This window comes from Paraburkholderia sediminicola (genome assembly GCF_046026855.1).
Taxonomy (GTDB): Bacteria; Pseudomonadota; Gammaproteobacteria; order Burkholderiales; family Burkholderiaceae; genus Paraburkholderia; species Paraburkholderia sediminicola_A.
The window spans coordinates 1-304 of record NZ_JAQQET010000117.1 but is presented as its reverse complement, the minus strand read 5'-3'; the positions used below and the strand labels follow the sequence as shown (position 1 = coordinate 304).

Annotated in this window: 1 pseudogene; it reads right to left on the bottom strand. The window is 62.2% G+C overall.

What is annotated here, in order from left to right:
- Positions 1-304 (bottom strand): annotated as a pseudogene (locus tag PQR40_RS39035) (YadA family autotransporter adhesin); the annotation flags it as partial.

Below are 304 nucleotides of genomic sequence, written 5' to 3'. Positions count from 1 at the left end.
CGCTCGCATTGCCATTGTCCGTCGAGCCGTTGCCCACCACCACCGAGTTCGCACCCGTGGCCGATGCACCGAAGCCACCTGCCGACGCGTTCGCACCCGATGACACCGGCTGCACTGCCGTCACGCTGCTATTCGACACGAACGGACCAACTGTGCCATTCGTAATATTGCTGACTGCCGTTGCCACGGAATACAGTTGCGAACCATTGACCGCATCCGTCGACGTGGCAGACAGCACCCCCGCCGCAACGTTCTGGATCTGACGTTCTGCGCCTGCAGACCCGATCGAGACAACGGAGGTGGG